Genomic DNA, 25,609 nt, shown 5'->3' with positions numbered 1-25,609 from the left:
CAACCTTAGAACTGCGGCCGGCGCCCTTCCGCGACGGCGTGCCGCGAGGTACAACTAACTCACCAGTTCGTCCATTGAGGGAGGGGACGTGCGCGAAGGGCACCTCATCGGCCTGATCGGTTCGGGCATCGGCCCGTCGCTGACCCCGGCCGTGCACGAGCGCGAGGCCGACCGGCTGGGTCTGCGCTACCTCTACCGCCGCCTCGACCTGGACGTGCTCGGCCTGCCCGGCGCGGCGATCGGCGAGGTGCTCGCCGCGACCCGCCTCGCCGGCTACGACGGCCTGAACGTGACCCACCCCTGCAAGCAGCTGGTGATCCCGCACCTCGACGCGCTGTCGCCCGACGCGCGGGCGCTCGGCGCGGTGAACACGGTCGTGCTGCAGGAGGGACGCGCGGTGGGCCACAACACCGACTGGTCCGGCTTCGCCCGCAGCGTCGGCCGCGGCCTGCCCGACGTGGAGCTGGAGCGCGTGGTGCTGCTCGGCGCGGGCGGAGCAGGCGCCGCCGTGGCCCACGCGCTGCTCACCCTCGGCGCCGGCGAGGTGCGCGTGCTCGACCTGCACGAGCGTCGCGCCGGGGAGCTGGCGGCGTCCCTGCGCGCCCGGTTCGGCGACACCAGGGCCGTCGCCGGCCGGTGCGCCGACCTGGCCGCGCACCTGGCCGACGCCGACGGCCTGGTGCACGCCACCCCCACCGGCATGGCCGCGCACCCCGGCAACCCCGTGCCCGAGGACCTGCTGCTGCCCCGTCTGTGGGTGGCCGACCTGGTCTACCGGCCGCTGCGCACCGCGCTGGTGGCCGCCGCGACGGCCCGCGGCTGCCGGGTGCTGCCCGGCGGCGACATGGCGGTGTTCCAGGCCGCCGACGCGTTCCGGCTGTTCACCGGCGTCGAGCCCGACGCCGACCGGATGCTGCGCCACTTCGAGGAACTCGTCGGCGCCGACGTGGTGGAGGGAGGGCACCCCGGTGTCCGCTGAGACGTCGATCGAGCTGCCCGGCACGGGAACGACCACGCGCGGACCGCGCACCGGCATCGCCACGGTGTGCCTGTCCGGCACGCTGGAGGACAAGCTCGCCGCGGCGGCGGCGGCCGGGTTCGACGGTGTGGAGATCTTCGAGAACGACCTGATCGCCTCGCCGCGCTCACCGGCCCGGGTGCGCGAGCTGTGCGCCGACCTGGGCCTGACGATCGACCTGTACCAGCCGTTCCGCGACTTCGAGGCCGTGCCGGACGACGTGTTGGCGGCGAACCTGCGCCGCGCGGAACGCAAGTTCGACCTGATGGAGCAGCTGGGCGCCGACCTGGTCCTGGTGTGCTCCTCGGTCTCCCCGGACGCGATCGACGACGACGGACTCGCGGCGGCGCAGCTGCGCCTGCTCGCCGAGCGGGCGGCCGGGCACGGCGTCCGCGTCGCCTACGAGGCCCTGGCCTGGGGCAGGTTCGTCAACACCGTCGACCGCTCGTGGGAGGTGGTCCGGCGTGCCGACCACCCCGCGCTGGGCCTGTGCGTGGACAGCTTCCACGTGCTCTCCCGAGGCTCGGACCCGGCGCTGATCGAGGAGATCGCGGCGGAGAAGCTGTTCTTCCTCCAGCTCGCCGACGCGCCGCACCTGAGCGCGGACGTGCTCCGGTGGAGCCGTCACCACCGGCTGTTCCCCGGTCAGGGCGCGTTCGACCTGCCCGCGTTCCTGGGACACGTGCTGGCCGCCGGGTACACCGGCCCGCTGTCGCTGGAGGTCTTCAACGACGTGTTCCGCCAGGCCGATCCGGGGCGGGCGGCCGTCGACGCGATGCGGTCGCTGCGCGCGCTGCGGGAGGCCGTGGCCGGGCGCGGCCCGGCGCGGGTGCGCGAGACGCTGCGCGGCCCCGGCGTGCCCCCGGCACCCGAACTCGGCGGTCACGCCTTCACCGAGGTCGTCGTCGGCGACGCGGCCGCGCCGCGGGTGCGCGCCGCGCTGGCGGCACTGGGCTTCGCGCACACCGGTCAGCACCGGTCGAAGCCGGTGCAGCTGTGGGAGCAGGGGGACGCGCGGGTGCTCGTCAACTCGTCGGCTCCCGAGGCCGGGGTCGCCGAGGTGGGAGCGCTGGCCGTGGACAGCGCCGACCCGGCCCGGTCCGCCCGGCGCGCGGAGGCCCTGCTCGCGCCCGTCCTGCCGCGCGAGCACCGCGCCGGGGAGGCCGACCTCGCCGCGGTCGCCGCACCCGACGGCACGTCGCTGTTCTTCTGCCGCCCCGGAGCCGACGGGTGGCTCGCCGACTTCACCCCCGCGGGAGCGCGCGGCGGCACGGCGATCACCGGGACCGACCACGTGTCGCTGACCCAGCCCTTCGACCACTTCGACGAGGCCGCGCTGTTCTACCGGTCCGTGCTGGGACTCGCCCCCGAGGCGGTCGCGGAGGTCGCCGCGCCCTTCGGGCTGATGCGCAGCCGCACGGTCGGCGGCGGGGGCGTGCGCTTCGTGCTCTCCGCCGCGCTGCTGCGCCGGGGCGACTGGGCTCCGGCCGTGCCCGCGCCGCAGCACGTGGCGTTCACCTCCGACGACGTGATCGCCTGCGCCGAGGCGGCACGGGCCGCGGGCGCTCCGCTGCTGGCGATCCCCGACAACTACTACGACGACCTCGACGCCCGGTTCGCCCCCGATCGCGCGCTGCTGGCGGCGATGCGCGAGTGCGGAGTGCTCTACGACCGGGACGCCGACGGGGAGTACCTGCACTTCTGCACCGAGGTGCTCGGCTCGCGCGTCTTCTTCGAGGTGGTGCAGCGCATCGGCGGCTACGGCGGCTCCGGCACCGCGAACGCGCCCGTGGGGATGGCCGCGCACCGCCGCGGCAGGCTGGCCCGCGACGGCGGATGACCGCTCCGGCGTACGCCGGAGCCGGGCAGACCGTTCTCGTGCGACGGTGACCGGCCGTGCCGCGACGGCGGCGGGTCGCGCCGGGCGACCTCCCGCGCGTGCGCGAGGAGAGCGCCGCCCGCCGGGCCGGTCGCGATCCGCCGAACGCCCGAATCTGCCGCGCGCACCGGAATTTTCCGGCCCGCCGACGCTCACCCGCGCTACGGTACGTGGTCGGCCGCCTGCTCGGCGTGCGCGAGATCGGGGGATCGTCATGGTCGAGATCGGTCGGCGACAACTGCTCAGGGGGGTCGCGGGAGCGACGGTCCTGCTCGGCACGGCCCCGTACGCGGGTGCCGCGGAGGAGGGCTCGTCCGAGCGGGTCCTGCCGCTGCGCGAGGGCACCAACCTCGCCGCGCGGCTCTCGCCGGACGGCGCCAGCATCGCCGTCGACCTGTTCGGCGTGCTGTGGGTGCTGCCGGCGGAGGGCGGCCGGGCCCGGCGGCTGACCGACGACGTGTTCGACGCCGCGCAGCCCTCCTGGGCGCCGGACGGGCGTTCGCTGGTGTTCCAGTCCTACCGGGACGGCACCTTCCAGCTCTGGACGGTGCCGCTCGACGGCTCGGCGCCGCGGCAGCTCACCAGCGGCCTGTTCGACCACCGCGAACCCCGGTTCTCCCCGGACGGCCGCCGGATCGCGTGCTCCTCCGACCGCTCCGGCCGCTACGCCGTGCACCTCGTCGACACCGCCACCGGCGAGATCACCGCGCTGCCCGGCGGCGCCGCGGACGAGTACGACCCGGCGTGGTCGCCGGACGGCCGCCGGATCGCGTTCGTCTCCGGCGGCACCCGGATCGAGGAGGTCGACGTGGCGACCGGGGACCGGCGGACGCTGGCCACCGCGCCGGCCGGGACGACCTTCCGCGCGCCGAGCTGGACGCCCGACGGCGACGACGTGCTGTTCACCGCGGCGGCACCGGCGCGCAGCGAGCTGTGGCGCACCGGCGGCCCGGTCGTCACCGGCGAGGACGTGTTCCCCTTCCCGGTGTCCTGGCGCGGGACCGAGTTCCTCTACACCGCCGACGGCCGCATCCGCGGCCGAGAGCTCGCGGGCGGCCCGGCGCGGGAGATCGGCTTCACCGCCGCGGTGAGCGTCGCCCCGCCCCGCTACCGCCGCCGGCACCGCGACGTCGACTCCGCGGCACCCCGCCCCGTGGTCGGCATCGGCAGCCCGGTGCTCTCGCCGGACGGGCGTCGCGTCGCGTTCCGCGCGCTCAACGACCTGTGGACGATGACGATCGGTGAGCCGCCCCGCCCGCTCACCGGCGACACGTCCTGGAAGTGCGACCCCGCGTGGTCGCCGGACGGCACGCGGCTGTCCTACTCCAGCGACCGCGGCGGCACGCTCGACCTGTGGGTCCGCGACCTCGCCACCGGCGAGGACCGCCAGCTCACCGACCTGCCCGACCGGGCGGTCCTCTCGGCGAGCTGGTCGCCGACGGGCACCCACCTGGCGTTCCTCGACCAGACCGGCGCCCTGCACACCGTCGAGGTGGCGACCGGGGCGGTGCGCCGCGTCCACGCGGCGACGTTCGAACCGGGACGGCCGTCGTGGTCCGCGGACGGCACGACGATCGCCCTCGCGGCCGTGGTGCCCTTCTCGGCCCGCTTCCGCGAGGGCCTGAGCAAGATCCTGCTGGTCGACGTCGCCACCGGCGCGTCCCGCTACGTCGACACCCTGCCCGGCCGGTCGATCCAGACCAGGGGGGACGACGGACCGGTGTGGTCGCCGGACGGGACCAGGATGGCCTTCGTGGTCGCCAGCGTCCTGCAGGTGGTCGACGTGCGGCCGGACGGCACCCCGGTGGGACCGCCCCGGCAGATCACCGAGGAGGTCACCGACGCGCCGAGCTGGAGCGGTGACTCGACGCGGCTGCTCTACCTCAGCAACGGGCGTCTGCGGCTCGTCCCGGCGGCGGGCGGGCGGCCCGTGCCGGTGCCGGTGTCCCTGTCGTGGACCACGGCGCGGCCCCGCGGTCGCACCGTCGTGCGCGCGGGCCGGATGTGGGACGGCGTCGCGGGGGAGCTGCGGCACGACGTCGACGTCGTGGTGGAGGGCAACCGCATCGCGGCGGTCGCTCCGGGAGGCACGCGCCACGACGGCCGCGTGGTCGACGCGCGGGACTCCGTGGTGATCCCCGGCCTGGTCGACATGCACCACCACCGCGAGTTGCAGGGCTACGCCTACGGCGCCCGGCAGGGTCGGCTGTGGCTGTCCCTGGGCATCACGACGACCCGCTCGCCGGGCAGCCCGGCCTACCACATGGTGGAGGAGCGCGAGTCGATCGAGTCGGGCGCACGACTGGGGCCGCGCTACTTCGCCACCGGCGAGGCGATCGACGGCTCCCGGATCTACTACAACTTCATGCGCCCCACCCACGACGAGCGGCAGCTCGCGCTGGAGCTGGAACGCGCGTGGGCGCTGGACTACGACCTGGTGAAGGCCTACGTGCGGCTCCCGGTGACCCTGCACCGGCGGGTCGTGGAGCTGGCCCACCGCCGCGGGGTGCCGGTGACCTCGCACTACCACTACCCGGCGCTCGCGTTCGGCGGCGACGGCATGGAGCACCTCGGCGCGACCAACCGGCTCGGCTACTCGCGCACGGTCAGTCCGCTGGGCCGCGCCTACGGGGAGGTGACCGACCTCTTCGTCCGCTCGGGAGCGTCGCTGACGCCGACCTTCTTCGTCCTGCAACCGCTGGTCGCCCGCGACGACGCCCTGGCCGTCGACCGGCGCGTCCGCGCGCTCTACCCGCCGTGGGAGTACGCCTCGCTCCAGGCCTACGTGGCCGCGGCGCGGGCCACCGACCAGACGGCGAACCAGGCGATCCTGTCGGCCCAGGTCGCCGACGCGCTGCGGGTGCTGCGCGGTGGCGGGACCGTCGTCACCGGCACCGACGCGCCGCTCACGCCCACCGCCATCAGCACGCACCTGAACCTGAGGGCGATGGTCGACGGCGGCTTCACCCCGCACGAGGCCCTCAGCACCGCCACGCGCATCCCCGGCGAGGTCCTGGACCGGCCGCTCGGCCGGATCGCGCCGGGCTGCTACGCGGACCTGACCCTCCTCGGCGGCGATCCGCTGACCGACATCGCGGCGGCGGCCGACGTGCGGCAGGTCATGACAGACGGGGAACTGCACACCGTCGACGACCTGCTGGCCCCCTACGAGTCCACGCCGGTGGCACGCACCGCACCGCGCAACGAGGTGCTGCCGCCGCTGCCCGACCGCTGGGCGGAGGCGGGCCACTGGTGGCACGACCCGCACTGGGTCGAGTCCGGCCGGCACGCCTGCTGCGCGGACGGCTGAGGCGGTGTCCGGCGTCGCTCAGACGGGGCTGTAGGTGAGGCAGTTGGCCGGGTGCGCGTCGGCTCCCGGTCCGACGCGCACGCCGGACGCCGTGCACTCCAGCTCGGCGTTGAACCGGCAGTCGGACCGCGAGCACGCGCCGACCTGGGCGACGACCTTCTCCAGGCCGCCCTTCCTGGACAGCGGGATGAACGTCCCGCAGTCGGCGGCGCCGTTCGTGCCGCTGATGGTGATCGCGTAGGCGTGACAGCCGTCGTGGTTGTAGGAGCACCCGGTGACGGTGCACTCGCTGACCGCGGGCATTTCGGTGGTGGTCACGACAGCTCCTCGTGTTGGTGGGCGTCAGTGGACGAAACCGTGACACCGCGGTGGTGCCGTCGCAACACGGAACCACTGAGGAAAGGCTGTCCTCACAAATGCGCACAACGTCATTCAGTTGTCGCGTCGGTGCAGGTGAAGCCCGGTGTGCATGGTCAACGGCCGAGTAGCGGATCACCGTGCGGAAATCTCATTTCACCCGATCGTGGAACAGTGCTGCCGTGTTCTCCTTTCCCGCTGGAAAGGTGTTCTGACGACGTTCGCGGCCGGGACGCCTCGGGCACGGTGACCGGCTCGTCAGAGCAGCTCGTCGCGCGCACGTCCGCGCACACCGGGACCAGCCCGGAGCACGGGCAGGAGACGGCGTCGAGGTCGCGGGCGCAGAGGTACCAGCGCCGGTCGGAGGCGACCGGGCCGTGGGGCAGGACCCCGCGCCGTCCTACCCCGCTCGCCGTCCACGCCGCCCGTCCTCCCGGAGAACGCGGACCGTTCCCGTCCGCTGGAGGTGCCAGGCTGGTCCCGGCCGCACACGACCCCGCTGTGAACGGAGCAACCCGATGAGCCGTCAGGTCCAGATCACCTTCGACGCCCACGACCCGCGTGCGCTGTCCTCCTTCTGGCGCGACGCGCTGCGCTACGTGCACCCCGCCCCGCCCGGAGTCGACCTGCCCGAGGGCGCCGATCCGCTCGCCGCCTGGGACGACTTCCTCGCGCGGCTCGGCGTTCCGGAGGAGCAGCGCAACACCAGTTCGGCTGTCGAGGACCCGGACGGGAGCGGCCCGCGGCTGTTCTTCCAGCGGGTGCCGGAGGACAAGGTCACCAAGAACCGCGTCCACCTCGACGTCCGCGCCGCTCCGGGGCTGCGGGGGGAGGAGCGGATGACGGCGCTGGAGGCCGAGTGCGAACGGCTCGTCGCGCTGGGCGCGACGAGGGTGAGCCGCCACGAGCCCGCTCCTCCGACGAGCGCCGGTCACATCGTGATGACCGACCCCGAGGGCAACGAGTTCTGCCTGGACTGACGGGCCTCGACCGCTGTCTCGCAACCGGCGGCCGTGCGGATCAACCCGGCGAGGGCGGGGGAGCGGCTGCGCGGCGGCCCGATGACGGGGGTGGTGACGTCGGGTGCGTCGATCAGGGGGACGGCGGCGTGCCCCGCCCGCAGCCGGGCACGGGCCGACGCGGGGACGTCGCGCACGAGCTGCCCCTGCTCGCCGATCCCGCACAGCAGCACCTCGACCTCGGCCGCACCGGGCTCGGCGGCGTGGGCGTCGAGGAGCCGCCCAGCAGTTCGTGGTCCGCGCCCACCTTCACCGGCTTCCGGGCGCCCCGCACCCCCGAGCGGGGCGCGGCCGCGGCGATCCGGCTCGCCACCCCGCCAGACGGCGGCCCGACCGGCTCGTTCTTCCAGGACGACGGCGTCGTCCCCTGGTGGCGGGGTCACCGGGCGTGGCGATCGATGCACGTCCGGTGACCTCCGCGCGGACGGCCGGCGGAACTCCACGGGCCGCATCGGCTCGTGGAGCTCGGCGCCGCGGCACGAACCGGACGGACCTCTCAGGCGCCCAGGCCGCCGTCGACCGGCAGGATCGCGCCGGTCACCATCGACGCCCGGTCGCTGAGCAGCCACGCCGCAGCGTCGGCGATCTCGCGCGGCTCGGCCATCCGGCCGAGCGGGGTCGACGCGCTGACGCGTGCGACGACACCGGGGGTGGCCGTCTCCCACGCGTCGAACATCGCCGTCGCGGTACCACCCGGCGTGATGCCGTCGACGCGGACGCCCTCGCGGGCCCGGGTCACGGCCGCGGTCTCGGTGATGCTGTTGAGCGCGCGCTTCGTGGCCCCGCAGGCGGGCAGTTCCGGGTTCGCGCGGCGGCTGCCGATGCTGGAGTTGTTGACGATCGCCCCGCCGCCGTTGCGCCGCATCAGCGCGGCCTCGGAGGTCGTGGCGGTCCAGTGCGCCCGGAAGTTCACCGCGAACTGCTCGTCGACGTCCTCGTCGCCGGTGGTGTCGAGCGGCCGGGCCGCTGGAGCGCCGCGCCGTTGTCGAAGGCACCGTCGAGCCGTCCGTACAGCTCCTCGACGCGGTCGACCGCGGCGCGGATGCTCGCGCGGTACCCGTGCGACCCCGTGGTGACCGGCCTCGTCGACGAACTGCGCGACGGCAGCCCGGAGTTCGCGCGGCTGTGGGAGCGGCACGACGTGCACGCGGGGCCGATGCTCAGGAAGACCTTCCGGCACCCGGTCGTCGGGGAGATCACCGTCGACTGCGACGCACTCGCACTCGCCGACCGGGACCAGCGTCTCGTGCTCCACAGCGCGCCGCCGGGATCTCGCGACGCCGAGGCCCCGGCTCTGCTGAACGTGCTGGGAGCCGAGAGCTTCACCGCGAGCGGAACGCCCTGACGAGCCGGGTGCGGGGCCGCCGTCGAGGACCTCGGCCGCCGGTCGTCACCGGTCCCCGCCGCACCGCCCGCGACGACGAGGCCCACCCGGCCGGCACACGTGACGGCCGGGTGAGCCTCTGCGCGAATCCCCGGTGCTACGACTCGCAACTGGTGCGGAGGTCCGGGGGAACGCCGACGGGACCGCAGGAGTCGGTGTCGTCGCCGCCGTTGAGGGTGTCCTCGGCGGAGTCGCCGCCGGGGCCTCTGAGCGTGTCGTTGCCGGCCGAGCCGTTGAGCGTGTCGATGCCGAGGTTTCCGTTGAGGGTGTCGTTGCCGACCCCGCCGGTGAGGGTGTCGTTGCCGTCGCCTCCGTTGAGGGTGTCGCGGTAGGCGGTGCCGGTGATGGTGTCGTTGCCGCCGCCGCCGTGGACGGTCTTGCCGGGATCGGCGCTGGTGCAGTCGATCGTGTCGTTGCCGCCGGAACCGAACACGGTGGTGTCGTTCTGCGTCACGCCGGGGCCGATGGTGCACGGGGTGGCGGCCGAGGCGCTGCCCGCGCCGGCGACACCGCCCAGCGCCAGGATGCTCGCGGCCAGGATCGGGTACAGCTGTCGACGTCGCACGTCGTCCTCCACTTCGTCCCCCGGAATTCGGACGACCACAGCGTGTTCCGCGCGGCGTTACGGGCGCGTGACGAGTCGACAGCCGGCGTGGCGCGACAGCGGCCAGCGCGCGGCGGGGTGCGTGCCCCTGCTCGTCAGAGCCCGTCGAAGAACCGCTCGGCGCAGGTCAGCAGCGCGACCGGCGTCTCGAACATCGCGTAGTGCCCGGCGTTGGGCAGCACTTCGAGCGCCGCGTTCGGGAACTGCTGGAGGAAGGTCTGCTCCACGACGGACGCGCCGAGGGCGGGATCGTGCTCGCCGACCACGACCTGGACCGGCACGGGGTTGCCGTTCACCTCGTCGGCGAAGTCGGTCCTCGCCCAGGCATCCAGGTAGGCGGCGAAGGCGGAGACGTCGGACTGGGCGAGCGAGAACCGCACCACGCGGTCGATCCACGTCGGGGACAGCCGGTTGCCCGTGGTGAGGTCGACGATGGCGTACCGGCTCGCCGGGTCCTCGGCGGCGCTGCTGAACAGCTGCCAGCCCCGGTCGTCGAACGGCACACCCGTGGACGGGACGGGGCTGATGCCGAGCAGGCCGCGCACCCGGTCCGGCGCGTCGGCCAGCACGCGCTGCATCGCGGTCCCGCCCATGGAGTGGCCCATCACCGCGAAGTCCGACCACCCGAGTCCGTCGGCCGCGGCCAGGGCGTCGGTCGCGATCTCGGCGAGCGTGAAGGAACCGGTCTCGCCTCGTCGAGCGCCGTACCCGCGGTAGTCGACGAAGGCGACGGAGTACCGGTCGCCGTCCAGCAGTTCGGCGAACGGGCCCCACCCGGTCGCGGAACCGAACCAGCCGTGCAGGGCGAGGACGTGCCGCGGGCCCGTCCCGACGACGACGGGGCGAGGTGTCATGGCCGGGAGTCTGGCGAGCGGGCGACGACCCGTCAAGCACGGCGGCGGGTCGTGTCGCACCGCACCGACCTCGTCCGCGGCCGTGGGGGTGCTGTCGTGCCGGGTGGTGCGCCGGTGGGACTACGATCCGCTCCCGTGGCACGCACGCGTCTGTACCGCAACGGTGTTCTGGAGTCCGAGGACTTCCCCGTCGCCGACACCTCCGAGCACCTGCGAGATCCGGACGCCACGGTGTGGATGGACTTCTGCGCTCCCACCGAAGCCGACCTGGCGGTGATCGCGGAGGAGCTCGGCCTGCACGCCCTGGCCGTGGAGGACGCCGTGCACGAGCACCAGCGTCCCAAGCTCGACCTCTACGACTCCCACGCCTTCCTCACCGCCTACGCGGTGCGCCTGGACGCCGGCTCGGGGCACCTGGTGACCTCGGAACTGGCCGCGTTCCTGACCCCGCGCGCCCTGGTGACCGTGCGCAAGGACGACCACTTCGACATCGAGGCCGTCGTCTCCCGCTGGAACGGCTCCGCCGAACTCGCCAAGGGCGGCACGGGGTTCCTGCTGCACGGCCTGCTGGACTACGTGGTCGACGGGCACTTCGAGGCGGTGCAGTCCCTCGACGGGCAGATCGAGGACCTGGAGGAGAGCGTGTTCTCCGAGCAGGTCGACAACACCGACGTGCAGCGCCGCTCCCTGGCCCTGCGCAAGTCGCTGGTGACGCTGCGCAAGGTCGTGCTGCCGATGCGCGAGGTGGTCAACACGGTGATGCGCCGCGACCACCACCTCGTCGACGAGCAGATGCGCCCCTACTTCCAGGACGTCTACGACCACGTCCTGCGCGCGACCGAGTGGACGGAGTCGTTGCGCGAACTCGTCGCCACGATCCGCGAGACCCAGCTCAACATCCAGAGCAACCGTCTCAACATGATCATGAAGAGGGTGACGGGATGGGCCGCCATCATCGCCGTCCCCACCGCGATCACCGGCTTCTACGGCCAGAACGTCCCCTATCCCGGCGCGGAGCAGCCCTGGGGCTTCTGGGCCTCCACCACGCTGCTGGTCGTCGTCTCCGGCGGCCTGTACACGATGTTCAAGCGCCGCGACTGGCTGTGAAGGTCACCGCCGGCGCTCCTCCGGAGGACTTCGGCGAGCCCCGCCCGCGCCACGTCCGTCCCGGTGGGCGCGATCGGCGTCAGTGCCCCCGTTCCCAGAGCGGCAGGCGGAAGGTCGCGCAGGTGAACTTGCCGGTGATCCTTCCGGCGGTGTCCACGTGGAAGACGTCCGGGCCGTGCCACTGCACACGGCCGCCGTGGCGGAGGCGGGCGAACCACCGCAGCGGCGGCAGCGCGCGCCGACCGCGCGTCCCGGTCAGGTCCAGCCGGCACGCCCACCGGATCGTCGCCCGGCCGCGGACCTCGTCGATCACCCGGTCGTACACGTCGAAGGTCATCGCGCCGAAGCACACCTACTTCACCGTCGGTCAGCAGATCGCCGTCGCCTGCCCGCAGCTGACCAGCGCTGACGGAGCTTCCCTGGTCATGGCCGCCAGCGCGTTCGTCGCGAAGCTGTTCCCGCTGACCCGCCCCCCGGAGGCGCTGCGGCAGCTGTACGACCGCGAACCGGAGATCGCACGGGTGTTCCCGCCGTTCCGGCCGACGTTGCGGCGCACGATCGCCGCCACCGCGGCCGGGCTGCCGACCGTGCGCTGACCCGGCGGAGGCCGGGCACCCGCGCACCGGGGTCCGCTCCTCCCCGGCGCGGCACCACCGAGCAGCGGTCGCGGCGCGAGTCCGCGGGCGGCGGAACCGGGTGACCCACGTCGCTCGGCCGTCAACACGGCGCAAAGGTCCTGCGTGACGGCGTCAAGGACCCGTCAGGCGATCCGGGACGACGCACGTCGTGCCGCACTCTTTCGGCGTTGCGGTTCATCGGGTGAACCGCTCGGAGTCGGAAGGGAGCGCGGTCGTGGCCGACCTGGCCTACGCGTTGCTGCTGATCGGTGTGTTCCTGTTGCTGGCGCTGACGGTGCGCGGTCTGGAGAAGTTGTGAACGGCACGGGGACGGTGGCGAACGTCGTCGGCGGCGTGCTCGCCCTGGTGTTGATCGGCTACCTGTTCGTCGCTCTGATCAGGCCGGAGAAGTTCTGATGTCCTCGACCGCGGCCGGCCTGCTCCAGGTCGGCGTGCTGGTGGTCGCCCTGGCCGTGGTGCACCGGCCGTTCGGCGACCACGTGGCCCGCGTCTACACCGGCTCCGAGCACACGAGGATCGAGCGCGCGGTCTACCGCGTCGCGCGGGTCGACCCCGATTCCGAGCAGAGGTGGGGAACCTACGCCAGGGCCGTGCTCGGGTTCTCCTTCGTCGGTGTGGTCCTGCTGTTCGTCCTGCAACGGACCCAGTCGGTCCTCCCGTTCGACCACGGGCGCGGCGACGTTCCGACGAGCACGGCGTTCAACACCGCGATCAGCTTCGTGACCAACACCAACTGGCAGTCCTACGTGCCCGAGACGGTCATGGGCCACACCGTGCAGATGGTGGGTCTCACGGTGCAGAACTTCGTGTCCGGCGCCGTGGGCATGGCGGTCGCCGTCGCACTGGTCCGCGGGTTCACCCGCAGCCGGGCCGACCGGCTGGGGAACTTCTGGGTCGACCTGACCCGAGGCACCCTGCGCGTCCTGCTGCCGGTGGCGTTCGTGTTCGCGATCGTGCTGGTGGCCTCGGGCGTGGTGATGAGCCTGGAGTCCGGTGTGGACGTCGACGGGCACACCGTCGCCACCGCGCCGGTCGCCAGCCAGGAGGCGATCAAGGAGCTGGGCACCAACGGCGGCGGTGTCCTCAACGCCAACTCCGCGCACCCCTTCGAGAACCCCAGCGGCTGGACCAACCTGATCGAGGTCTTCCTGATCCTGCTGATCCCGGTGTCGCTGACCCGCACGTTCGGCACGATGGTCGGCGACCGCAGGCAGGGCCACGTCCTGCTCGGCGTGATGGGCGTGCTGTGGACGGCGGTGCTCGGGGTGATCTGGGCGGCGGAGGCGAGCGGCCTGCGCCCCCTGGAGGGCAAGGAACTCCGCTTCGGCATCCCGTCGAGCGCGTTGTTCGCCAACACCACCACGGCCACGTCCACCGGCGCGGTCAACTCGATGCACGACAGCTTCACCGGTCTGGGTGGCGGCGGCACGCTGCTGAACATGCTGTTCGGCGAGATGACACCGGGCGGTGTGGGCACGGGTCTCTACAGCGTCCTGGTGATGTCGGTGATCGCGATGTTCCTCGCCGGCCTGATGGTCGGCCGCACACCGGAGTACCTGGGCAAGAAGCTCGGCCAGCGCGAGGTGACCGCCGCCGCGGTCTCGATCCTGGCGATGCCCGCGCTGGTCCTGGTCGGCGCGGGCATCGCCGCGGTCCTGCCCTCCACGCGGGAGGCGCTGACCAACTCGGGAGCGCACGGCCTGTCGGAGATCCTCTACGCCTACGCCTCCGCGTCGAACAACAACGGCAGCGCGTTCGCCGGCATCACCGTCACCGGCGACTGGTTCCAGGCGTCCCTGGCCGTGTGCATGGCGTTCGGCCGGTTCGTGCCGATCGTCGCCGTGCTGTGCCTCGCCGGTTCCCTGGCCGCGCAGAAGAAGGTCCCGGTCACGGCGGGAACGCTGCCCACCACCGGTCCGCTGTTCGCGACCCTGCTCGGCGGGGCGATCGTGCTGGTCGCCGCGCTCACCTTCGTTCCCGCACTCGCTCTCGGTCCCATCGCGGAGGCCCTGCTGTGACCACGACAACCGACGCCCCGACGCGGAGCCCCGGCGAGAGCCGCGGCCGCCAGGTCTCCGCGGGCGTGTTCCACCCCCGGCAGCTCCTCGTCTCCCTCCCCGACGCGCTGCGCAAACTGCACCCCCGCCACCAGCTCCGCAACCCGGTCGTGTTCGTCGTCTGGGCCGGGTCGATCCTGGTCACGGTGTTCGCCGCCGCCGACCCGGACGTCTTCACCGTCGCGGTGGCGGTGTGGCTGTGGCTCACGGTCCTGTTCGCGGGCCTGGCCGAGGCCGTGGCCGAGGGACGCGGCAAGGCGCAGGCCGAATCGCTGCGCCGGACCAGGGGGGACGCGGTCGCACGCCTCACGACCGGGGAGTCCGTGCCCGGCACCGCTCTCCGGGTCGGCGACCTGGTCGTGGTCGAGGCCGGCGAGGTGATCCCCGGCGACGGCGACGTGGTCGAGGGCATCGCGACCGTGGACGAGTCCGCGATCACCGGCGAGTCCGCGCCGGTGATCCGCGAGTCAGGAGGCGACCGTTCGGCGGTGACCGGCGGCACGGCGGTGCTGTCCGACCGGATCGTCGTGCGGATCACCACGAAACCCGGTGAGTCCTTCGTGGACCGGATGATCGGTCTGGTCGAGGGCGCGCAGCGGCAGAAGACGCCGAACGAGGTCGCCCTGACGATCCTGCTGTCCACGTTGACGATCGTCTTCCTGCTCGCGGTGGTGGCGCTGCAACCGTTCGCGATCCACTCCGGCGGCGAGCAGTCGGTGATCGTGCTGACCGCGCTGCTGGTGTGCCTGATCCCCACCACGATCGGCGCGCTGCTGTCGGCGATCGGCATCGCGGGCATGGACCGGCTGGTGCAGCGCAACGTGCTCGCCACCTCCGGCAGGGCCGTCGAAGCCGCCGGCGACGTCGACACCCTGCTGCTGGACAAGACCGGCACCATCACGTGGGGCAACCGGCGGGCCACCGAGTTCGTCCCGGTGCGCGGCACGAGCGAGGAAGAACTGGCGCGCGCCGCACGGCTGTCGTCGCTGGCCGACGGCACCCCCGAGGGCCGCAGCGTCGTCGAGCTGTGCGTGCGGCGGTACGGCCTGCCCGCCGAACCGGACGAGCGGGAGAAGACCGGCGAGTTCGTCCCGTTCACCGCGCAGACCCGCCTGAGCGGCATCGACCTGGACGGCCGTCGTGTGCGCAAGGGCGCGGCGAGCGCCTTCACCCTCGACGCGGACACGAGGGCCGTCGTGGACGAGATCAGCACGCGGGGCGGCACACCGCTGGTGGTGGCCGAGGACGACCGGGTCCTCGGGGTCGTCCGGCTGTCCGACGTGGTCAAGCCCGGCACGAGGGAGCGCTTCGCCGAACTGCGCGCCATGGGCATCCGCACGGTCATGGTCACCGGCGACAACCCGCTGACCGCGAGGGCGATCGCGGCGGAGGCGGGGGTGGACGACTTCCTCGCCGAGGCCAGGCCCGAGGACAAGATGGCCCTGATCCGCCGCGAGCAGGACAGCGGCAAGCTGGTCGCGATGACCGGGGACGGCACCAACGACGCGCCCGCCCTGGCCCAGTCGGACGTGGGCGTGGCCATGAACACCGGCACCTCGGCCGCCAAGGAGGCCGGGAACATGGTGGACCTGGACTCCGACCCGACGAAGCTGATCGAGATCGTGGAGATCGGCAAGCAGCTGCTGATCACCAGGGGAGCGCTGACCACGTTCTCCTTGGCCAACGACCTGGCGAAGTACTTCGCGATCCTCCCCGCGATGTTCGCGGGCATCCACCCCCAGCTCGACCGGCTCAACGTCATGCGCCTGGACTCGCCGCAGTCGGCGATCCTGTCCGCGGTGATCTTCAACGCGCTGATCGTCGTGGCGCTCGTCCCGCTGGCCCTGCGCGGCGTGCGGTACAGGCCCTCCAGCGCCTCCGCGCTGCTGCGGCGCAACCTCCTGCTCTACGGCGTCGGCGGCGTGATCACCCCGTTCGCCGGGATCTGGCTCATCGACCTGCTCGTGCGACTCGTCCCCGGGATCGGCTGACATGACCAACTTCGTCGCACAGGCGCTCGCCGGACTCCGCGTGCTGCTCGTGCTCACCGTCATCACCGGAGTCCTCTACCCCGCCGCGGTGTGGACGGTGTCCCGCGCACCGGGGCTGCACGCCAACGCCGAGGCCGTCGACACCACCCTGGTCGGGATCGACCGCCAGGGCGACCGGTGGTTCCACACCCGACCCTCGGCGGCGACGCTCCCCGCCTCCGGCGGCTCCAACAAGGGCGAGCACGACGAGGACCAGGACGCGGTCGTGGCGCAACGCCGGACCGAGATCGCCCGGCGCGAGGGCGTCGCGCAGGACCGGGTGCCGCAGGACGCGGTGACCGCCTCGGCCTCCGGCCTGGACCCGCACATCAGCGCCGCCTACGCCGAGTTGCAGCTGCCGCGGGTGGCCGGGGAGAACGGGCTGTCCGAGCAACGGGTGCGCGAGCTGATCGCGGCCAGCACCGACGGGCGGAGCGCCGGTCTTCTGGGCGAGCCCGGCGTCAACGTCACCGCCCTCAACCGAGCGGTCGAGTCCGCGACGTGATGCCGGGCGAGGACGGCCGCACCGCCCCGCTGGCGGCGCGGCGGACGGGAAGCGTGCCGGGTGGCACGCTTCCCGCTCGATCACCACCAGCTGGTGCAGCGCCCGGACAGGCTGTCGCAGAGGCGGAAGGCGATCTTCGTGACGTCCTGGTAGCTGCCGGAGAAGGACGAGTTCTTCACGGAACCGTCCTCGGAGCGCTGCAGGTAGGTCTGCGAGGGCAGGGAGGACGGGCCGTCCGTCCACCACCTGCCGTCGTGGTCGTTGCCGTCCCAGACCCAGGACTTGCACAGCGGCAGCGTGCCGCCCTCGGGACCGCCCAGGTTGCCGCACTGCTGTGCGGCGGAGGCGGGGGAGGCGGAGAGGACGGCCGCGCCGGCGACCGCGGCGAGGACGACGCCGACCTTCCTGACGGTGGTGAGAAGCACGGTGAAACCCCAGTTCGTGTTGGTGGGACGGCGGATCAGACGTCGATGAAGCGGGCGACGAAGTCCCAGCCCTGCTCGCCGCCGCCGTTGGCCGACCACTGGACCACCTCGGCTCCGTTGGCGGTGCTGCCGCCGCCGGACACCGAGGCGACCTTGCCGCTCTTGTAGTTGAACAGGTAGCCGCCCGAGGGCTCCCAGGCCTGCTCGGCCCCGCCGTTGCAGCTCCACTGGATCAGCTCGGCGCCGTTGGCCGTGCTGCCGCCGCCGGCGACGGAGAGGCACTTGCCGCTCTTGCTGTTCTTCAGCTGGCTGCCGGACCAGTACCAGAGCTGCTCGGTGCCGTCGTTGCAGCTCCACTGGATGACGTTGGCGCCGTTGGCGTCGCTGCCGTTGCCCTCGACGGACATGCACTTGCCGCTCTTGAAGTTCACGAGGTTGTAGTAGGTCGCCGCGCTGGCCGGCGTGGCCGTGGCCGCGGTGAGGCCGGCAGCTGCCACAGCAGCGAAAACCGTTCTGCGAAAGCGGGACATCGCATCTCCTGCACGTGATCGGGCGGGCCGGACGACCCGCACCGCCACGTTACGAAGGGTGATGTTGTGTGCGCAAAGAGCAAATGATCACGTTCTTCTGATCTTCACCTGCGCGTCACGTGATCCACTCCGCCTGATGCGCGGCCGAGCACGGCCGTTCGGCGCTGCGGGGCCGGGCGAGGCGGAACGCCCCACAGCAGTCGTCGTGGGCACGTCGTCGGACGTGTGCGGGTGGTCACCGGTCGACGTGGACCCGATCCGCGGGGACATCTCTCCGGGGACATCTCTCCGGGGACACACGTCTCCCGATCTCGGACGTCCGTCACAACGGGTCGAGCCCAGCGCGACGTGCTCGGGTGCGCAGCCGACCGCGGATGACGGGCTCAGGAGAGCCCGAGTGCGGCGGCGGCGTCCTGCACGCGGGACCGCAGCCACTGGTGGGCGGGGGAACGACCGGTGCGGGGGTGCCAGTACATCGTCATGGTCAGTTCGGGCAGGGGCGTCGCCATCTCGACCTCCCGCAGGCCGAGAGCCTCGCGCTTCAGCTCGAACAACCGGCGCTGGGCCGTCGTGACGAGATGGGTGCGGGACACCACTTCCAGAGCCAGCGCGAACGAGCCGACGGTGATCACGGGGGGTGCCGCCGATTCGAGAGCGGCGATCAGGTCGATCGTGTTGTCCCGGCACGTGAACGGAGTCAGTCGCACGCACGGTGTCGTCGCCAGCTCCGCCGCGCTCAGCGGGTGGTCGAACGAGGTGCTGTCGCGCGCGGCGGCCAGCACGAACTCGTCGGTGAACAGGGGGGCGCGCGGGAACCTGTCCAGCTCGGGGTTCAGCAGGTACGACGGCCAGAAGAGCAGGTCGCACCGGACCGAGCGGACGGCGTCGACGTAGTCGGGCCCCGGCGGCGCGACCTTGATCCGCACACCGGGAGCCTCGGCCAGCAGTCGGGGCAGCAGCGGTCCCAGGAGGACGGTCGTGGTGCAGTCGCTCGCGATGACGGTGAACGTGCGCTTCGACACCGCGGGATCGAACTGCCGATTGGCGTTCATCATGTCACGGGCCGAGAGCATCATCTCCTGCACCGGCTGGCGCAGTGACTCGGCGAAGGGGGGTGAGCACGAGCTCGCGGCCGTCGCGCACGAGCAGCGGGTCGTCGAAGACCCGGCGCAGTTTGGCGAGCGCGGCGCTCATCGCGGGCTGGGTGACGAAGATCCGTTCGGCGGCTTTCGCGACGTTCCGTTCGATCAGCAAGGCGTTCAGCGGGACGAAGAGGTTGAGGTCGATCCTGCTCCAGTCCTGGGACGCCGGCTTGTCTTCTCCCGACGGGGTTCGGCACCTGTTCGCCGCCCACGACCGGGCCGCAGAGCGGGCCGAGGCCAACGACGTCGAGATCGCCCGCACCCGGACCAACTCCTCCTGGCCCAACCGCGTCGAGGCCCGGTTCACCGCCCCGCGCCACGTCACCCTCGACGGCACCGACCACCCAGGGTCACCACGAGCGGAGCAGCACGATCCGCCGCCGCATCATCTGGCGAGGCGAGCACGCCCACGACGAGCGCCTGCGCGAGACCGTCACCAGGGGGGACGTTGCCCGGTGCGGCACTGGCCACGTCGGTGTTGCGGCGTCAGGCGAGGCGGAGTTGTTCGGGGTGGGTGGCGGTGGGGCCGAGGTCGCCGGTGCGGTAGTGGCGGCGGCAGAGGACCTGGTAGCGGACCTCGTCGGCGGGGTTGGTGTCGGCGACGAGGACGGTGTGTCCGGCGCGGACGACCTGGTCGTCGTGGATGCGGGAGTTGAAGCGGCCGGGCAGGCCGCACCAGCAGAGGACCTCGACCTGGATGGCGTTGAGCTCGTCGGCGAGTTCGAAGAGGCGTTGGGAGCCGGGGAAGAGCTGGCTGCGGAAGTCGGTGGCCAGGCCGAAGGCGTAGACGTCGATCTGGGAGTCGTCGGCGAGTTCGGCGAGCTGGTCGACCTGGGCGGGGGAGAGGAACTGCGCCTCGTCGACGATGAGGTAGTCCACTCGCACGCCGCGCGCCCAGTGCTCGCGGACCAGGGCGCAGACGTCCATCGTCTCGTGCACCTCCAGCGCGGCGCGGGTGATGCCCATGCGGCTGGAGATGGTGGGGGTGCCGGAGCGGTCGTGGCGCACCAGCAGCAACCCGCACCGGCCCTGCCGGGCCTGGTTGTGATCGATCTGCAGCGCCAGGGTGGACTTTCCGCAGTCCATCGGACCGTGGAAGAACCGCACCCTGCCGAGGACGCCCAGCGCTCGTCGCGCTCCGGCGGCGGGGATGGCCGACAGCGCGTCGGTGGGGTCGGGATCTGCGGGAAGGGGCTCCACGCGGGGTCAGCCTAGTGGGTCCTCCGACGCGGGCGCCGACGTGGCGTCCGGGACGCTGGTCTCCTCGACCGGCGGGGTCGTCGGCTCCGCGGTGGGCTCGGGGTCGATGGGGGCGCTGCTGGTCTCCGGCACCGTCGTCCCGGTGGACGTGGTGTCCGGTTGCGAGGACTCCACCGGCTCCACCGGCTCCACCGGGACGACGGGCTCCACCTGCTCGACGGGGACCACCGGCTCCTCGACGGGGACCCGGGCAGCGGGTGCCTCGGTGACGTTCAGCGCCTCGGTCTGGGCGACGGGAGCCGGCTCCTGGACCACCGCCTCGGCCGGGACGGCGGCCTCCGGCGTCTGCGGGGACGCCTCGGCGGCGTCGACCGGGGCCTGGGCCTGGGTGCTGATGGCCGGGACGGGGGCGTTGCCCTGGCCGGGATCGCTGGTGAAGCCGAACAGCGGCACGGCGACCACCGCCGCGGCCGCCGCGAGCACTCCTCCCGCCAGCGCGAACGGCGGGCGGCGGCGCGCGATCGGGGAGACGTTCGTGGGCACGGGGTCGACGACGGCGGTCGGCGGGGCCAGGTCGCCGGTGACGCGCTGCCTGATCACGATGGTGTCGGGCTCGTCGGCGGCTTCGCGCAACCTCCGGTCCACCTCGTCGAAGCCGGGACGCCGTTCCGGGTCGCGGTCGAGCAGGTCGTTCAGCAACGGGGTGAGGCGGCCGGCTCGGCGGGGCGGCTCGACGTCCTCCATCACCACGGCGGTCATCGTGGCCAGCGGGTCGCCCTTGTCCAGCGGGGCGTGGCCCTCGACGGCCGTGTAGAGGGTGGCGCCGAGCGACCACAGGTCGGACGCCGGGCCGATGGGCAGGCCGCGGGCGCGTTCGGGAGCGATGTAGGCGGGAGCGCCGAAGATCTTGGCACCGTCGTTGGAGGTGCCGGTGTCGGCCGCGATGCCGAAGTCGGTGAGGTGGGCGCGGGTGTTGTCGTCGAGCAGCACGTTGCCGGGCTTGATGTCGCAGTGCAGGATGCCCTGCGCGTGCACGGCGGCGAGTCCGGAGAGGACCTGGTGGCCGATGTGGGCGACCTGCTGCACGGGCAGCGGACCCTCGTCCTCGATCACCGCGGACAGCGCCCTGGAGCGGACCAGTTCCATGACCAGCCACGGACGGCCCTGCTCGTAGAACAGGTCGTAGACGGTCACGACGTGCGGGTGGGAGACCCTCGCCGCGACCTGCGCCTCGTGCTCGATGCGGTCGCGGTGCGCGGGCAGCACCTCCTTGACGGCGACCTCGCGCCGGAGGAGCTCGTCTCTCGCGGCCCACACCACACCCATCCCGCCGGAACCGATTCGTTCCAGCAGTTGGTAGCGGTCAGCCAGTAGCGGAAGCACGTTCCAGTGGTTCCCCGTTCCCCCGTTCGGCCAAACCAGGGGGTCGCCGATGTCACCGTCTCGTCATGCGGCGTTCGACTCCGGCGTCGTCAGCTGGGAGAACACTGGCGCTGATAGTACGCTTTCCGATATAACTCGGTGCATGAGCAGTCGGGTGATGACCGAGCAGACCTTCCTGGTGCTGACAGCGCTGGCGGAGGAGCCGCTGCACGGGTACGCGATCGTGCGGTCGGTGGCCGCGCTGTCGGAGGGGAGGACCCGGCTGCGGGTGGGCACCCTCTACGGCGTGCTGGACCGCCTGGTCGCCGACGGGCTGGCCGAGCGGGATCGCGAGGAGGTGCACCAGGGCCGCCTGCGCCGCTACTACCGCATCACCGAGACCGGGTACCGGGCGCTGTCGGCCGAGGTGGCGAGGCTGTCGGCGAACGTGCGCGCCGCGTCCGGCGTGCTGCGGGCGCGCGGACTGGCCGGGGGTGCGCTGTGAGCGCGAGCAACCTGGAGACGCGCTACCGGCGGCTGCTGCGGGCGCTGCCCCGCTGGTACCGGGAGGAGCGCGAGGAGGAGATGGTCGCGCTGTTCCTGGAGGAGCGCGACGACAGCACCGACCTGGAGCACGGCTGGCCCGGCTGGGGCGAGACGTGGGCCACCCTCGGCCTGGCCGTGCGCACCCGGCTCGACGGCGGCGGCGTGCGGGTGCTGGCGCCGGGCGCGGTGGTGCGACTGGTGGCGCTGCTCGGCCTGGTCGGGCTGAGCGCGGAGGAGGTCACCGCCGGGGTGGCGCAGGCGGTGCGGTGGGCGCTGGGCTGGCCGCTGGTGCCGGACCGGCAGCCCCACGTCGGCCTGCTGCTCGCCGCGGCGCTGGCCGCCCTGCTCGCCGGCCGCCGCGGCACGGCCGCGGTCCTGGCGGTGGTGAGCGCGCTGCCGGGCGCGTGGTGGTTCGTCTCCTCCGCGGTCCAGGGGGACGCCGCGCGCTCGACGGTGACCTGGGCGCTGGTGTCGCTGCCGCTGTGGGTGACCGCGGCGTGCCTCGTGGCGGGCTTCCACCGCGACGCCCCGCCGCCGTCGCGCCGGACCTGGACGCGGGGGACGGCCGCGGTGTGGCTGGCCGGACTCGCGCTGGTCCCGCTGGAACTGGTGACCGCGGCGTCGGCGGTGCGCCCCGTCGCCGTGGTCGCGCTGCTGGTGGTGGCGGTGGCGCACCTGGTGACGTCGCGACCGGGCGGGGCGTGGCCGTCGGCGCTGACGGTGTGCGTGCTGGTGCTGCTGCCCGAGTCGGTGCGCGTCGTGCTGGTCGCCGGTGTGCCGGACGCCGGGGTCCGGGCCGTCGCGGTGGGCCGGGTGGTCGCGCTGGTGGCGGTCGGCGTCGCGCTGGGCGTGACCCGAGCGCGACGCCGGCGCCTCACACCTTCGCCGGTACCGGGTTCCCCGACTCGCTGATGGCCCTGCGCACGGGCACGAAGATCATCAGGACGAAGCCGACGACGAAGAAGATCACCAGCGAGACGATGGCCAGCCGGAACGAGCCGGTGGCCTGCCCGACCCCGGCGAAGACCAGCGGGCCGAGCCAGGAGGTGGAGCGCTCGCCGACCTCGTAGAGCGAGAAGTACTGCGCCTCGCGGCCGGGCGGGATCATCTGGCTGAAGATCGACCGGGAGAGCGCGTTCGTCCCGCCCAGGACGATGCCGATGCCCGCCGCGAGGCCGTAGAACTGCAACTGCTGACCGGCCTGGACGAAGTAGGCCGCCACGAGGACGACGATCCAGACGAGCAGGCTGACCTGGATGGTGCGCTTGGCGCCCCAGCGGCGCGCGCCGATGCCGTGCAGGACACCGCCGAAGAAGGCGACGAACTGGACGATCAGGATCGTCGTGATCAGGACCGTCTCGTCGAGCTTGAGCTCGTCGCGGCCGTACTGGGCGGAGACGTTGGCGACCGTGGAGATGCCGTCGGTGTAGATGAGGTAGGTCGCCAGGAACGCGAGCGTCAGCGGGAACATCCGGGCCGACCGCGCGGTCCGCCGGAGTTCGGCGAACCCGGCGGTGATCACCGAGGCGCCGCTCTCCGAGCCGTGCGGCGCCTGGTGGCGGCGCAGCCGGGAGAGCGGGACGAGGGTGAACCCGGCCCACCACAGGCCCGACAGGACGAAGGCGGCGCGCACGGCCTCGCCCTGGGTGAGACCGATGGCGTCGTGGGACAGGAACAGCACGAGCTGCACGCCCAGGGCGATGCCGCCGCCGAGGTAGCCGAAGGCCCAGCCGCGCGCGGACACCGCGTCGCGCTCGTCCGGTGTCGCGATCTCGGGCAGGAACGCGTAGTAGACGACGACCGACGACCCGTAGCAGATGTTGCCCAGGACGAAGAGCAGGACGCCCAGCGTCCAGTTGGTGCCGTCGACGAGGGCGAGCGCGGCCGTGGCCGCCGACCCGGTGAAGGCGAACGCGCCCAGCATCCGGCGCTTGTTCTGGGTCCGGTCGGCGATGGCGCCCATCACGGGCAGCACGAGCACCTGGACGACGGTGGCGATCGACAGCAGGTAGCCCCACAGCGAACCGGCGGGGAAGGCGAGACCGAACGCGGTGATGTCGCAGGAGCGCAGCGCGCCGTCGGCGCAGGCGTCGGCGCCGTTGCGGGCGGTGTCGGCCTTGGCCGCCTCGGAGGCGACGGCGGTGAGGTAGCCGGAGAGGAACACCGTGGCCACGGAGGTGGGGAACACGGAGTTGGCCCAGTCGTACCAGGTCCAGCCGCGTTGCTCGCGACGACGGTCCGGGGCGTCGCCGTTGGTCTGTTCGGGACTGTCCACCGCGCTCATGACGGCGGACTGTACTGGGCGCGCCGGGCCGTCCGCGGCGAGATCACCGAGCTGTTGCCTCCTCGTCGTCCGCCCGTCGCCCGGCGGTCCACGCCCGGCGGTCGCGCAGGACCTCGCGCAGCCGGTCCGGGCGGTCGGTGACCAGTCCGTCCACACCCAGGTCGAGCAGAGCCCGCATGTGCTGCTCGTCGTCCACGGTCCACACGTGCACCTCGCGCCCGCGCCGGTGCGCCGCCCGGACGAACAGGCGGTCGACCACCGTGAGCCGTCCCCGGCGGCTCGGCACCTGGGCGATGCGTCCCCGCACCGCCAGCGCGGGGACGGGGACCCGGCGAGCCGCCCACAGCGCGCCCGCCGAGCGCGGGCCCATCGACGTGAGCAGGTCCGGCGGTCCCTGTCGGCGCAACCGGGTCAGACGCGTCTCGGAGAACGACGCCAGGCACACGCGGGCGGTGGCGCGGGTGCGGCGCAGGACGTCGAGGACCGGTGTGACGGCGGCGTCGGCCTTGACGTCGACGTTGAGCAGCACGTCCGGCAGCTCCTCCAGCACGTCCTCCAGGCGGGCGACCGGCTCGCGTCCCCCGACGCGGGCGTGCCGCACGACCGACCAGGGCTGCTCGGCGACCGGTCCGCGCCCGTCGGTCGTGCGGTCGAGCGAGCGGTCGTGGTGGACGACGACCACGCCGTCGGAGGTGACGTGCACGTCGGTCTCGACGTAGCTGAACCCCTCGGCCACGGCGCGGCGGAAGGAGCTCAGCGAGTTCTCCATGCCGCTCAGGTCGCCGAGGTGCCAGCCGCGGTGGGCGAAGGCCCTGGGGTGGGGGCCAGCGAGGTAGTGCCTCTCGTCGGTCACCAGTGGAGTGTGCCTCGGCGGCGTGGCGCTGTGGTGGCCGGTGGGTGGCGGGATAGCGTCCGCGTCATGGAGCTGGTGTCCCACTGGGAGGGCGTGTCCGCGGGGACGCGGGAGCAGGTGCGCCACTGCGCGTGGTGCGGGCGCAGGCTGCCGGAGTCCGGGCGGATCGGGAGGCCGCGGCGCTACTGCGGGCAGTCGTGCCGGCAGCGCGCCTACGAGCGCCGCGCCGCCGTGCAGCGCGGCGGGCTCCCCGAGGACGCGGTCGTGCTCTCCAGCGGCGAACTGGCCGACCTCCAGGACCGGTTGTTCCAGCTGCGCTGTGCCGCCGAGGACGTCGTGACGGCGGTGGGCGACGGGGCCGGTGGGGAGGAACTGCGCGCGCTGGCGCTGCGGGTCGCGGAGTCGGCGCACGGCGTGGAGCGGCTGCGGTAGCGCCGCGGCCGCCGGACCGGGACGGCTTGCCCGCGGTCCGCGCGTCCACCATCATGGCGCGCGAGTTCGTCGG

Annotated in this window: 28 protein-coding genes; 15 read left to right on the top strand and 13 right to left on the bottom strand. The window is 73.1% G+C overall.

What is annotated here, in order from left to right; all coding sequences use genetic code 11:
* Positions 1–88 precede the first annotated feature (88 nt).
* The 3 genes from IMZ35_RS22585 to IMZ35_RS22575 all read left to right on the top strand — a co-directional run bounded on the left by IMZ35_RS22585 (position 89) and on the right by IMZ35_RS22575 (position 6,207).
* Complete coding sequence (locus tag IMZ35_RS22585) at positions 89–979, top strand: shikimate dehydrogenase (protein ID WP_199443141.1); 891 nt, start codon at positions 89–91, stop codon at positions 977–979.
* Positions 969–2,858 carry a sugar phosphate isomerase/epimerase and 4-hydroxyphenylpyruvate domain-containing protein gene (locus tag IMZ35_RS22580; protein ID WP_438816892.1) on the top strand — a complete coding sequence of 630 codons (1,890 nt, stop codon included), beginning with the start codon at positions 969–971 and terminating at the stop codon, positions 2,856–2,858. Before IMZ35_RS22585 ends, IMZ35_RS22580 begins: the two co-directional genes overlap by 11 nt.
* A gap of 253 nt (positions 2,859–3,111) precedes the next feature.
* Positions 3,112–6,207: an amidohydrolase family protein gene (locus IMZ35_RS22575; RefSeq protein ID WP_199443140.1), complete on the top strand. Its 3,096-nt coding sequence runs from the start codon at positions 3,112–3,114 to the stop codon at positions 6,205–6,207.
* Between the two features lie 18 nt (positions 6,208–6,225).
* Here the strand turns inward: IMZ35_RS22575 and IMZ35_RS22570 are convergent, their stop codons facing one another.
* Positions 6,226–6,525 (bottom strand): DUF1540 domain-containing protein, encoded by a 300-nt coding sequence (locus tag IMZ35_RS22570; RefSeq protein WP_199443139.1) that lies wholly within the window; start codon positions 6,523–6,525, stop codon positions 6,226–6,228.
* A gap of 557 nt (positions 6,526–7,082) precedes the next feature.
* On the opposite strand from IMZ35_RS22570, the gene IMZ35_RS22565 reads away from it, so the two are divergent.
* Together IMZ35_RS22565 and IMZ35_RS22560 are read left to right on the top strand one after the other, a co-directional pair.
* Complete coding sequence (locus tag IMZ35_RS22565) at positions 7,083–7,544, top strand: VOC family protein (RefSeq protein WP_199443138.1); 462 nt, start codon at positions 7,083–7,085, stop codon at positions 7,542–7,544.
* Positions 7,545–7,672: 128 nt separating this feature from the next.
* Positions 7,673–7,996, top strand: a complete 324-nt coding sequence (locus IMZ35_RS22560) for a Rossmann-fold NAD(P)-binding domain-containing protein (protein WP_199443211.1) — start codon at positions 7,673–7,675, stop codon at positions 7,994–7,996.
* Between the two features lie 83 nt (positions 7,997–8,079).
* Here the strand turns inward: IMZ35_RS22560 and IMZ35_RS30955 are convergent, their stop codons facing one another.
* On the bottom strand, positions 8,080–8,496 hold the full coding sequence (locus tag IMZ35_RS30955) for an SDR family NAD(P)-dependent oxidoreductase (protein WP_307868609.1): 417 nt from the start codon (positions 8,494–8,496) through the stop codon (positions 8,080–8,082).
* On the opposite strand from IMZ35_RS30955, the gene IMZ35_RS30950 reads away from it, so the two are divergent.
* Entirely contained in the window at positions 8,479–8,928 is a 450-nt protein-coding gene (locus tag IMZ35_RS30950; protein ID WP_307868608.1) for an MmyB family transcriptional regulator, read from the top strand. The two genes, IMZ35_RS30955 and IMZ35_RS30950, sit on opposite strands and share 18 nt — an antisense overlap.
* Before the next feature lie 136 nt (positions 8,929–9,064).
* Here IMZ35_RS30950 and IMZ35_RS31525 read toward each other — a convergent pair whose 3' ends face one another.
* Together IMZ35_RS31525 and IMZ35_RS22545 are read right to left on the bottom strand one after the other, a co-directional pair.
* Entirely contained in the window at positions 9,065–9,532 is a 468-nt protein-coding gene (locus tag IMZ35_RS31525) for a calcium-binding protein (protein WP_307868607.1), read from the bottom strand.
* A 134-nt stretch (positions 9,533–9,666) separates the two neighbouring features.
* Entirely contained in the window at positions 9,667–10,425 is a 759-nt protein-coding gene (locus tag IMZ35_RS22545; protein WP_199443136.1) for an alpha/beta fold hydrolase, read from the bottom strand.
* Positions 10,426–10,575: 150 nt separating this feature from the next.
* Between IMZ35_RS22545 and IMZ35_RS22540 the strand changes: the two genes are divergently transcribed.
* The gene (locus IMZ35_RS22540) at positions 10,576–11,532 is read left to right on the top strand and encodes a magnesium transporter CorA family protein (protein ID WP_199443206.1); all 957 of its coding nucleotides are present in this window, start codon (positions 10,576–10,578) and stop codon (positions 11,530–11,532) included.
* Between the two features lie 79 nt (positions 11,533–11,611).
* Here IMZ35_RS22540 and IMZ35_RS30940 read toward each other — a convergent pair whose 3' ends face one another.
* Positions 11,612–11,869, bottom strand: a complete 258-nt coding sequence (locus tag IMZ35_RS30940) for a hypothetical protein (RefSeq protein ID WP_229373027.1) — start codon at positions 11,867–11,869, stop codon at positions 11,612–11,614.
* Between IMZ35_RS30940 and IMZ35_RS30935 the strand changes: the two genes are divergently transcribed.
* The 5 genes from IMZ35_RS30935 (at position 11,814) to IMZ35_RS22515 (ending at position 16,762) form a co-directional block, all read left to right on the top strand.
* The gene (locus tag IMZ35_RS30935) at positions 11,814–12,128 is read left to right on the top strand and encodes a hypothetical protein (protein WP_307868617.1); all 315 of its coding nucleotides are present in this window, start codon (positions 11,814–11,816) and stop codon (positions 12,126–12,128) included. The two genes, IMZ35_RS30940 and IMZ35_RS30935, sit on opposite strands and share 56 nt — an antisense overlap.
* Positions 12,129–12,464: 336 nt before the next feature.
* On the top strand, positions 12,465–12,566 hold the full coding sequence (kdpF, locus tag IMZ35_RS22530; protein ID WP_199443134.1) for a K(+)-transporting ATPase subunit F: 102 nt from the start codon (positions 12,465–12,467) through the stop codon (positions 12,564–12,566).
* Entirely contained in the window at positions 12,566–14,188 is a 1,623-nt protein-coding gene (kdpA, locus tag IMZ35_RS22525; protein WP_199443133.1) for a potassium-transporting ATPase subunit KdpA, read from the top strand. The genes kdpF and kdpA overlap by 1 nt, the downstream gene beginning before the upstream one ends.
* On the top strand, positions 14,185–16,218 hold the full coding sequence (kdpB, locus tag IMZ35_RS22520) for a potassium-transporting ATPase subunit KdpB (protein WP_199443132.1): 2,034 nt from the start codon (positions 14,185–14,187) through the stop codon (positions 16,216–16,218). The genes kdpA and kdpB overlap by 4 nt, the downstream gene beginning before the upstream one ends.
* Position 16,219: 1 nt before the next feature.
* Entirely contained in the window at positions 16,220–16,762 is a 543-nt protein-coding gene (locus IMZ35_RS22515; protein WP_199443131.1) for a potassium-transporting ATPase subunit C, read from the top strand.
* A gap of 80 nt (positions 16,763–16,842) precedes the next feature.
* Here IMZ35_RS22515 and IMZ35_RS22510 read toward each other — a convergent pair whose 3' ends face one another.
* The 6 genes from IMZ35_RS22510 to IMZ35_RS22485 form a co-directional block, all read right to left on the bottom strand.
* On the bottom strand, positions 16,843–17,187 hold the full coding sequence (locus IMZ35_RS22510; RefSeq protein ID WP_199443130.1) for a hypothetical protein: 345 nt from the start codon (positions 17,185–17,187) through the stop codon (positions 16,843–16,845).
* A gap of 35 nt (positions 17,188–17,222) precedes the next feature.
* Positions 17,223–17,684, bottom strand: a complete 462-nt coding sequence (locus IMZ35_RS22505) for an RICIN domain-containing protein (RefSeq protein WP_199443129.1) — start codon at positions 17,682–17,684, stop codon at positions 17,223–17,225.
* A gap of 416 nt (positions 17,685–18,100) precedes the next feature.
* The gene (locus tag IMZ35_RS22500) at positions 18,101–18,739 is read right to left on the bottom strand and encodes a LysR substrate-binding domain-containing protein (RefSeq protein WP_199443128.1); all 639 of its coding nucleotides are present in this window, start codon (positions 18,737–18,739) and stop codon (positions 18,101–18,103) included.
* Positions 18,740–18,773: 34 nt separating this feature from the next.
* A complete protein-coding gene (locus IMZ35_RS31890; RefSeq protein ID WP_307868603.1) occupies positions 18,774–19,121 on the bottom strand; it encodes a LysR family transcriptional regulator in 348 nt (115 codons plus the stop codon).
* A 224-nt stretch (positions 19,122–19,345) separates the two neighbouring features.
* A complete protein-coding gene (locus IMZ35_RS22490; RefSeq protein ID WP_199443127.1) occupies positions 19,346–20,059 on the bottom strand; it encodes a thymidine kinase in 714 nt (237 codons plus the stop codon).
* A 6-nt stretch (positions 20,060–20,065) separates the two neighbouring features.
* The gene (locus tag IMZ35_RS22485; RefSeq protein WP_307868602.1) at positions 20,066–21,442 is read right to left on the bottom strand and encodes a serine/threonine-protein kinase; all 1,377 of its coding nucleotides are present in this window, start codon (positions 21,440–21,442) and stop codon (positions 20,066–20,068) included.
* Positions 21,443–21,584: 142 nt separating this feature from the next.
* On the opposite strand from IMZ35_RS22485, the gene IMZ35_RS22480 reads away from it, so the two are divergent.
* Both IMZ35_RS22480 and IMZ35_RS22475 read left to right on the top strand, forming a co-directional pair.
* Positions 21,585–21,926, top strand: a complete 342-nt coding sequence (locus tag IMZ35_RS22480; protein WP_229372931.1) for a PadR family transcriptional regulator — start codon at positions 21,585–21,587, stop codon at positions 21,924–21,926.
* Entirely contained in the window at positions 21,923–22,879 is a 957-nt protein-coding gene (locus IMZ35_RS22475; RefSeq protein WP_199443125.1) for a hypothetical protein, read from the top strand. The genes IMZ35_RS22480 and IMZ35_RS22475 overlap by 4 nt, the downstream gene beginning before the upstream one ends.
* On the opposite strand, the gene IMZ35_RS22470 is transcribed toward IMZ35_RS22475, so the two are convergent.
* Positions 22,842–24,251 carry an MFS transporter gene (locus IMZ35_RS22470; RefSeq protein ID WP_199443124.1) on the bottom strand — a complete coding sequence of 470 codons (1,410 nt, stop codon included), beginning with the start codon at positions 24,249–24,251 and terminating at the stop codon, positions 22,842–22,844. The two genes, IMZ35_RS22475 and IMZ35_RS22470, sit on opposite strands and share 38 nt — an antisense overlap.
* Positions 24,252–24,294: 43 nt before the next feature.
* On the bottom strand, positions 24,295–25,104 hold the full coding sequence (locus tag IMZ35_RS22465) for a glycerophosphodiester phosphodiesterase family protein (RefSeq protein ID WP_307868601.1): 810 nt from the start codon (positions 25,102–25,104) through the stop codon (positions 24,295–24,297).
* Positions 25,105–25,170: 66 nt separating this feature from the next.
* Here IMZ35_RS22465 and IMZ35_RS22460 point away from each other — a divergent pair, with 66 nt between their 5' ends.
* On the top strand, positions 25,171–25,536 hold the full coding sequence (locus IMZ35_RS22460; RefSeq protein ID WP_199443122.1) for a hypothetical protein: 366 nt from the start codon (positions 25,171–25,173) through the stop codon (positions 25,534–25,536).
* Positions 25,537–25,609 lie beyond the last annotated feature (73 nt).

Origin of the sequence: Umezawaea beigongshangensis (assembly GCF_016464305.1) — a bacterium.
Lineage (GTDB): Bacteria > Actinomycetota > Actinomycetes > Mycobacteriales > Pseudonocardiaceae > Umezawaea_A > Umezawaea_A beigongshangensis.
This window is presented reverse-complemented; position numbering and strand designations above follow the sequence as displayed.

Excerpts from the sequence above, each read along its gene's own strand:
- IMZ35_RS22480 (WP_229372931.1), top strand. The coding sequence starts at position 21,585 with ATGAGCAGTCGGGTGATGACCGAGCAGACCTTCCTGGTGCTGACAGCG.
- IMZ35_RS22565 (WP_199443138.1), top strand. The coding sequence starts at position 7,083 with ATGAGCCGTCAGGTCCAGATCACCTTCGACGCCCACGACCCGCGTGCG.
- IMZ35_RS30940 (WP_229373027.1), bottom strand. The coding sequence starts at position 11,869 with ATGACCTTCGACGTGTACGACCGGGTGATCGACGAGGTCCGCGGCCGG.
- IMZ35_RS22545 (WP_199443136.1), bottom strand. The coding sequence starts at position 10,425 with ATGACACCTCGCCCCGTCGTCGTCGGGACGGGCCCGCGGCACGTCCTC.
- IMZ35_RS22515 (WP_199443131.1), top strand. The coding sequence starts at position 16,220 with ATGACCAACTTCGTCGCACAGGCGCTCGCCGGACTCCGCGTGCTGCTC.
- IMZ35_RS22460 (WP_199443122.1), top strand. The coding sequence starts at position 25,171 with ATGGAGCTGGTGTCCCACTGGGAGGGCGTGTCCGCGGGGACGCGGGAG.
- kdpA (WP_199443133.1), top strand. The coding sequence starts at position 12,566 with ATGTCCTCGACCGCGGCCGGCCTGCTCCAGGTCGGCGTGCTGGTGGTC.
- IMZ35_RS22575 (WP_199443140.1), top strand. The coding sequence starts at position 3,112 with ATGGTCGAGATCGGTCGGCGACAACTGCTCAGGGGGGTCGCGGGAGCG.
- IMZ35_RS22470 (WP_199443124.1), bottom strand. The coding sequence starts at position 24,251 with ATGAGCGCGGTGGACAGTCCCGAACAGACCAACGGCGACGCCCCGGAC.